Annotated in this window: 8 protein-coding genes and 1 tRNA gene; 2 read left to right on the forward strand and 7 right to left on the reverse strand. The window is 36.6% G+C overall.

Annotated elements, in window-relative coordinates:
* The 4 genes from moaC to J7J33_01150 form a co-directional block, all read right to left on the reverse strand.
* Nucleotides 1-498 (reverse strand): cyclic pyranopterin monophosphate synthase MoaC (gene moaC, locus J7J33_01135; GenBank protein ID MCD6167898.1); only part of this gene is annotated, 498 nt, incomplete at its 3' end.
* Nucleotides 495-1,454 (reverse strand): GTP 3',8-cyclase MoaA, encoded by a 960-nt coding sequence (gene moaA / locus J7J33_01140; protein MCD6167899.1) that lies wholly within the window; start codon nucleotides 1,452-1,454, stop codon nucleotides 495-497. The genes moaA and moaC, both read right to left, overlap by 4 nt.
* A 5-nt stretch (nucleotides 1,455-1,459) precedes the next feature.
* Nucleotides 1,460-1,552, reverse strand: a tRNA-Ser gene (locus J7J33_01145).
* Nucleotides 1,553-1,582: 30 nt separating this feature from the next.
* Nucleotides 1,583-1,780 (reverse strand): 4Fe-4S binding protein, encoded by a 198-nt coding sequence (locus J7J33_01150; GenBank protein MCD6167900.1) that lies wholly within the window; start codon nucleotides 1,778-1,780, stop codon nucleotides 1,583-1,585.
* A gap of 84 nt (nucleotides 1,781-1,864) precedes the next feature.
* Here J7J33_01150 and J7J33_01155 point away from each other — a divergent pair, with 84 nt between their 5' ends.
* Nucleotides 1,865-2,461, forward strand: a complete 597-nt coding sequence (locus J7J33_01155) for a cyclodeaminase/cyclohydrolase family protein (GenBank protein ID MCD6167901.1) — start codon at nucleotides 1,865-1,867, stop codon at nucleotides 2,459-2,461.
* Here the strand turns inward: J7J33_01155 and J7J33_01160 are convergent.
* Nucleotides 2,458-3,660 (reverse strand): methionine gamma-lyase family protein, encoded by a 1,203-nt coding sequence (locus J7J33_01160; GenBank protein ID MCD6167902.1) that lies wholly within the window; start codon nucleotides 3,658-3,660, stop codon nucleotides 2,458-2,460. The genes J7J33_01155 and J7J33_01160 overlap by 4 nt on opposite strands.
* The gene (miaA, locus tag J7J33_01165; GenBank protein ID MCD6167903.1) at nucleotides 3,645-4,562 is read right to left on the reverse strand and encodes a tRNA (adenosine(37)-N6)-dimethylallyltransferase MiaA; all 918 of its coding nucleotides are present in this window, start codon (nucleotides 4,560-4,562) and stop codon (nucleotides 3,645-3,647) included. The genes J7J33_01160 and miaA overlap by 16 nt, the downstream gene beginning before the upstream one ends.
* A 46-nt stretch (nucleotides 4,563-4,608) precedes the next feature.
* Here miaA and uvrC point away from each other — a divergent pair, with 46 nt between their 5' ends.
* Nucleotides 4,609-6,225, forward strand: a complete 1,617-nt coding sequence (gene uvrC / locus J7J33_01170; GenBank protein ID MCD6167904.1) for an excinuclease ABC subunit UvrC — start codon at nucleotides 4,609-4,611, stop codon at nucleotides 6,223-6,225.
* 11 nt (nucleotides 6,226-6,236) lie between these two features.
* Here uvrC and J7J33_01175 read toward each other — a convergent pair whose 3' ends face one another.
* Complete coding sequence (locus tag J7J33_01175; protein MCD6167905.1) at nucleotides 6,237-7,826, reverse strand: nucleoside kinase; 1,590 nt, start codon at nucleotides 7,824-7,826, stop codon at nucleotides 6,237-6,239.
* Between the last annotated feature and the right edge of the window lie 53 nt (nucleotides 7,827-7,879).

Below are 7,879 nucleotides of genomic sequence, written 5' to 3' on the forward strand. Positions count from 1 at the left end.
CTTTTCCTTTAACCCTCTTTTCTCACTTTTTGCCACTTGAAGCACAATTCCTTCATACTCGTAATCCCTCTTTACATGCCCACTTTTCCCACCACTCTTCTCCATCAATTTAATATCTCCAATACTTACCCACCTATCAACCCTCTTTATCATGTCATACATGTTGAGGAGGACAAAGGTAACGCCTGTTATTGCCTCTATCTCCACACCTGTTTTTCCAACATTTCTTACAGTCCCCTTAACCTCAATAACTCCCTCATCAAAGAGAGTTGTCTCAAACTCTATGTTTGTTATAAGGAGTGGATGACAGAATGGAAGTATCTGGGGAACCATCTTTACTCCAAGCATCCCAACAGTTTCAGAAACAGTAACAACATCTCCTTTTTCAATTTTTCCCTCTCTTATGAGTTTTATAACCTCTGGTTTTGTAAAAAGCCTTCCAATGGCAGAAGCTTTCCTCTCTGTATCTTTCTTTTTTCCAACATCAACATTTTTCATCCCCCAATCCTCCTTATAGATGTTTCTGGCTCTCTCTCATCCATGAGATATGAGAAGGGTTTGTTATATATTACTTCTCTTATCTTTTCCCTTATATAATCTTCACTTTTTCCTTCCCTCAGTGGTTTTTTAAGGTTGAACTTTAAATTTCTTGATAGACATGGATATAGAAAACCATCAGATGTGAGTCTCACTCTATTACACCTATCACAGAAGTTGTGGGATATTGGAGATATAAATCCAATAACAACTCCATTCTCCTTTATTCTGTAGTAGACACTTGGGCCTTCACCCAATTTTATATTGTATCTTTCTATACTCCACCTCTTTGATAGAACCTTAACAAGTTCATCTTGAGGTACATATTCCTTTTTCCATAAATCTTTATTGGAGAAGGGCATGAGTTCTATAAACCTTATGGGAAAGGAAAGAGAGGAGGCAAACTCTACAAGTTTCTCCACTTCATCAAGATTACTTCTCATAAGAACAGTATTTAACTTCACATTTACATTGTTTTTCCTTGCAGATTCAAGGCCTTTAAGTACATTTGTTAGCCCATCCACTCCAGTAATCTTTTTAAACTTCTCCCTATCCAGTGTATCAAGACTTACATTTACAGATACCCCTGTCTTTGAAAAGATTGGAATGAATTTAGTTAAAAAATAGCCATTTGTGGTTATAGATAGTCTTTCTATCTGTTTTATCTTCATCAATTCAAAGAACAGTTTTTCTATCTCTCTCCTTATAAGAGGCTCTCCCCCAGTTATCCTTACCTTTTTAATTCCAAGAGTTGTAAAGATCTTTACAAGTTTCAGTATCTCTTCATACCTTAGTATCTCATGGTGGGGAATGTAAGTGAATTTTTCTCTTGGAACGCAATAAAAACACTTAAAATTACATCTATCTGTAACAGATATTCTTAAATAATCAATCTCTCTTCCAAATCTATCCTTCATTATTATGGCGGATGGGGCGGGATTCGAACCCGCGAGGCAGGGTTTACCCGCCTACCGCATTTCAAGTGCGGTGCCTTCAACCACTCGGCCACCCATCCTTACTCTGGGAGGGGAAGCCTCCCAATTAATTACTCCAATGTTATTGCACCAGTTGGACATGCATCTACACAGAGTCCGCACTCAATGCATGCCTCTGGATGAACCACATAAGCTTTTCTTTCGTCTCCTTCACCTCTCATCTCAAATACATTGGGATCTGCAGGACAGACATTTACGCACTCCTCATCACCTGTGCATTTTTCATGGTCAATAATTGGTCCAGGCATGTCTCACCTCCTAAAATGTTCTCAAATACATTTTATCATATTTGTTATAATAGATTTAAAAAATAACATTTTGAGGAGGAAGAGATGAAAGAAAAGACAATAGGGGAATATATTGAGGAGTTATCCTCCTCATCACCCACTCCAGGGGGAGGCAGTGTTTCCTGTTTCCTTCTCTCTCTTTCATCTTCTCTGTCAGAGATGGTTTGTGCATTAACTCCAAGTCTTGAGAGGTACATACCAGAACTAAAGAAACTTTCAGATAAGTTTTTAAAGCTCGCTCAGATGGATGAGGAAGCATTCAACAAGGTGATGAAAGCCTATTCCCTTCCAAAGAAGACAGAGGAGGAGAAGAAAAAGAGGAGGGAAGCTATTCAGAATGCACTGAAAGAGGCAACTGATGTTCCCCTTGAAGCAATGAAGAAGGCAAAGGAGATTATTCCATTTGTTGAGATTCTACTAAAGGATGGTAATAAAAATGCCATATCCGATGTTGGTGTTTCTGCTGTGACTTTAAAAGCTGGAGTTATGTCTGCATATCTTAATGTTCTTATAAATCTGAAGTATATAAAGGATGAAAGGTATAGAGAAAAAGTATCTAAGGAGGCAGACGAGATACTAAATTATGTAAGGAAGTGGGGAAGTGATGTATTTGACTCCATGAAGAAGATGATTTCCTCTTAAATCTCTTTTAGTATGTTTATAAGTGCATATTTTATATGTTCATAGGTGAGTCCACCCTGCAGGTATCCAATGTATGGAGGGGAGAGTGGTGCATCAAAGGAAAGTTCAATGGATGACCCCTGGGTAAAGGTTCCTGCTGCCATTACAATCTCTTCGTTGAAGAAGTCTTCTCTCATGGGTTCAAGTATTGCATCAGAATCTATTGGTGAATAGTTCTGGACAAGCTGTGCAAATTTCATAAGTTTCTCTCTTTCTCCAAACTCAATTCCAAGAATTATATCCCCCCTCTCTTCATTCCACTTTGGGAAAACCTTAAAGCCCATATCCTCAAGTACCTTTGATGAAAGGATTATTCCCTTCAAAGCCTCCCCAACTATATGTGGAGAGAGAAATAATCCAAGAAACGCATTTCTTTTAAACGAGATTTGAGCTCCCCCCTCTTTTCCTATTCCGGGAGAGGAGAGAAGGGAGGAACACCTTTCTATTAAATCCTTTCTTCCAGCAATGTATCCCCCAAATGGTGCTATTCCTCCACCTGGGTTTTTAGTGAGTGATCCTGCAATAATATCAACACCAAAATGTGTTGGTTCATTCTCCTCCACAAACTCTCCATAGCAGTTATCTACAAAAACTATTACATCATCCTTTACTGATTTAATTTTCTTTACAAGTTCACCAATCTCTCTATTTAAAAGGGTTCTTCTCCCCTTTGTGTATCCCATGGATTTTTGAATGAATATAACCTTTGTCTCATCTCTTAAAACTTTTTTAAAATCCACATCCCCCTTGAATATGTTTACCTCTCTATAGGATACACCAAAATCCTTCAATGAGAGAGGAGAGGGTTTAAGTCCAATGGTTCTCTCTATGGTATCATAGGGTCTTCCTGTTATTGAAAGGATTTCGTCTCCTTTTTTTAAGATGCCAAACAGTGCTATGGATATTGCATGACTTCCTGAAGCAATTTGACTTCTTACGAGGCTATCCTCTGTTCCAAACACCAAGGAGAATATTTTTTCTAACTTGTCCCGTCCAGTATCATAGAATCCATAACCAGTTGAGTCATAAAAATCCATCTCCCTCACTTTATACAATCTAAAGGCTTCAATAACTCTCTTAAAATTGTTGTATCTTATCCTCTCAATTTTTTTAAATGCTTCTCTTAAACTCTCTTCCTCTTTCTCTATAAATTCTTCCATCTCTCTTTCACCTTCTTTAAAATCTCCTCTGCTGTATCATGAGGCTTTTTATCCGTTACATCTATTATAATCGCATTCTTCTCTTTCCTTAACCAGATAATCTGCCTTCTTGCATACTCCTTTGTTCTCTTCTTTATCCTTCTTTTACACTCATCAATGGAGATTTCTCCTGAAAGATAAAGAAGTATCTCTTCATATCCTATTGCCTTTTTTGATGTTTTTGAAAAACCAAAAGACTCCTTTATTCTTTTTACTTCATCCACAAATCCCAATTCAAACATTCTGTCCACTCTATCCTCTATTCTTTTGTAGAGTTTTTTTCTCTCCATTAAAAGTACAAACTTTAATGCATCATACCTTTCTTCTTCTCCAAAGAAAGAGGATATTGGTTTTTTATATATTTCGTAAACTTCAAGTCCTCTGATTATCCTCTTTCTATCCCTTGGAGAGATTTTTTTTGCAAAAACCGGATCAATTTTTTTTAATTTCTCATAAAGGAAGTTTAGACCAAATTTTTCTGCCTCTTTCTCAATCTTTTCTCTTACCTCTTTTTTACTGCCAGGTGGTTCAAAGGAGAGAAGAGTTCTTAAATATAAGCCCGTGCCCCCAACAAGCACAGGAATTTTCCCTCTCCTATAGATGGAATCTATAATCCTTTCTGCCATTTCTTTAAACCTACCTGAAGAAAACTCTTCGTTAGGGTTTACAACATCTATCATATGATGTGGAATCCCCTGCATCTCATCCTTTCTAATTTTGTTTGTTCCTATATCCATGAATCTATAGACTTGAAATGCGTCAAAGGAGACAATCTCTCCATGAATTTCCTTTGCAACAAGTATTGAAACCTCAGTTTTACCAACAGCAGTTGGTCCCGTTATTACTATTAAAGGAATTCTCATCAAGTGAATAATACCATATGCCATTTTCAGGTGATAAAATTAATCTGTGGAGAATCTTGACTGGAGGGAAAAACTTAAGAAAGTCCCAGATAAACCAGGAGTTTACATATTTTACAACGAAGTTAAAGAGGTAATATATGTTGGAAAGGCAACCTCTCTTAGAGAGAGGATGAGGAGTTATTTATCAGATAGTGGTGTTATTTTTCCAAAGGATAGACTTTTAAGAAAAAGCATCCATGATTTTGATTTTATTGTTACATCTTCGCCATCTGAGGCGCTTCTACTTGAGGCAAATTTAATTAAAAAATATAAACCAAGATTCAATGTAAGACTCAAAGATGATAAATCATATCCATACTTAAAGATTGTAAAGGATGAATTTCCATATGTTGTTATTACAAGGAAACTTAAAGATGACGGCTCTATCTATTTTGGTCCATACACAAATGTTAAAGCTTTAAGAAGAGTCTTGAGTATCTCAAGAAAACTCTTTCCACTCCGTAGATGCAAGGGAAAACTTCCAAAGAAAAAATGCATATATTATGATGTTGGGGAGTGCAGTGGACCATGTATTGATAAGATTGACAGAGAGAATTATCAAAAAATTGTTAAGGATTTTATCTATTTTATTCAGGGAAGAGTTGGAAAACTTAAGAATTCCCTTAAAAAGGAGATGGAGGAGGCGGTCAAAAAGTTGGAGTTTGAGAAAGCTGCCATTTTAAGGGATAGAATAGAATCCATTGAGAAGGTATTTTATAAGCAGAGGGTACTCTTAAACAAAGATGTCTCCTTTGATGTGGTTTTCCTCTTTGTAAAAGATGAGAAACCATTAATTGAGTATATGGAGGTAAGGGAGGGGAGGTTAAGCTTTGAAAAGTCCTTTGAGATTACTGAAAGTAAGGACAGAGGGGAGATGGTCTCATCATTCATATCCCAGATTTATTCAAAGAGAATTAATGCTCCTTATGAGATTATCACAAATGTAAAAATAAAGGAGAAGGATGAATTGGAGATGTTTTTAAAGGAAAAGTTTGGCCATAATGTAAAGATTAGACTACCTAAGAGGGGTTTTAAGAGGGAAGTGCTTTCTCTTGCAGAGGAGAATGCAGAGGAACACTGGAAGGAAACATTCATTCCAACAAAGAAAGAAACGCTTATCAAAGTTAAAGAGTTACTTGGGCTCAAGAAAATTCCAGAGTATATTGAGGGGTATGATATATCAAACATTAGTGGAATGGATGCTGTAGGGTCTTTGGTAGTTTTTCATATGGGAAAGGAGAAGAAAGAATACTACAGAAGATTTAAAATAAAATTTACAAAGGGTCCAGACGATTACGCCATGATGATGGAGGTTTTAAAGAGGAGGTTTTCCCATATAAGAGATGAGAAATTTCCATGGGAGCCAGATTTAATACTTATTGATGGGGGTAAAGGACAACTCTCTGTGGCATTGAAGGTTAAGAAAGCTCTTAAACTCCCTTACAAATTTATATCCATTGCCAAAAAGGAGGAGATACTATTCTTTGAGGATTTTAATAAACCTCTGATTCTTCCAAGGGATTCAAGAGTTCTACACCTTTTTCAGAGGATAAGGGATGAAGCCCACAGATTTGCGAAAGCCTACTTTGAACTCCTCCACAGAAAAAGGGCGATTAAGAGCTAATCATATACTTATTAATACTTGAAGGCGCTTCCGCCTATGAACTCCCTTAATATTGATGTTGGAGGAACTTCATCGGGAGTTAATGGGACAAAGTGGTATAGGAAGATAAGTAATCTCAAAGCTTCGCTGTACTCTTTTTTGTTGTAGCTTATGGTTCGCAGAGAGACTTCGGCGTAGGTTCTTAATATGGAGAGTTCATAAACAAGGGCAGAATTGAACATTACATCTGCATTCTCCTGATAGGGAAAGATATACTTCTCTTCACCCCTTATAACACCCTGCCATCTTCTTATGGTTTCAATGGCAGGTATTCCCCTAAAATGGGCATCCCTAACAATTCTTCTTATAAGCCTTGTATCTCTTGTTGGTATCCTGTTTATTCTATCTATGTTTAGTTGTGTGAGAGCACTTACATATATTTTAAATTTTTCCTCTTCAGGGATTCTCTCGGTGAGTTTGGGATTTAATCCATGAATTCCTTCTATCATAAGAATTCCATTTTCTGGGAGATAAACCTTTTTCCATTTTTCGCTTTTTCCTGTTATAAAGTTGTATCTTGGAAGTATTACCTCTTCTTTGGATAGAAGTTTCTCTATGTGATCCTGAAGAAGTCTATAATTTAAAGCTTCAATGGTTTCATAGTCAGGTTTACCATCCTCGCCAATAGGAGTTTTTTCTCTATCAACAAAATAGTTATCTGTGGATATAAGAAGAGGCTTAAGTCCATTCACTCTTAAATGTATCTCAAGCTTCTTTGCAAAGGTTGTTTTTCCTGATGAACTTGGTCCTGCAATTAATACTACCTTTGCTTTCCTCTCCTTTATTCTATCTGCTATGTCTGAGATTTTCTTCTCATGCAGGGCTTCTTGGACTTTAATCAATCTTGAAACTTCCCCCTTCACAATTGTTTCGTTCAAATCTCCCACATACATTATTTCAAGGGTTTTAATCCATCTCTTTGATTCCTGAAATGTTTCAAACAGTTTTCTTCTATCAGCAACCTTTGAGAGTTTAAATGGATCTTCTCTCTCTGGAAGGAGAATAAGGAAACCAGGAGGATAAGAAACAAGGTCAAAGACCTTTAGCATACCTGTTCTTGGAAGAAGGGGACCAGCAAAGTAAGCTGAATATCCATCTATGGAGTATATGGGAATAACCTCTCTTGAAAGATACTTGAGAAGTCTTATATCATCAAATCTTTTTTCTCTTACGAGCCTTCTTATGGCTTCTTCCTTTGTAAGTTCAATCTTCTCAATAGGTTTATCAGCCTTAACGACTTCTAATAGGAAGTTCTTTATCTTAGATACCATTTCTTCATCTATTTCCTCTTCTTCAATCTCACCATATAGAGCATCTCCATAAGAGTGTTTTATGGAAACATTTAGATTTGGAAATAGTTTCTTTACAGAGAAGGAGACTAAAAATGCAAGAGTCCTTTCATATGTTCTTCTCCCCTCCCTGTCTTTAATACTCAATAACTCTATTGATGAGATTTCCTCCACCTCATCAAGAAATCCCATTCTCTGGTTGTTTACAATGGCACAGGTGTATGGATAATCTCTTTTCTCTCTGTTTATCAAATCAAAAAGCCTCTTTCTCATATTTTTATTTTATCACCCAAATTGACAAGGAAAGATTTATTTTTTAAAATTTG

The organism is Caldisericia bacterium, from assembly GCA_021158845.1.
Lineage (GTDB): Bacteria > Caldisericota > Caldisericia > B22-G15 > B22-G15 > B22-G15.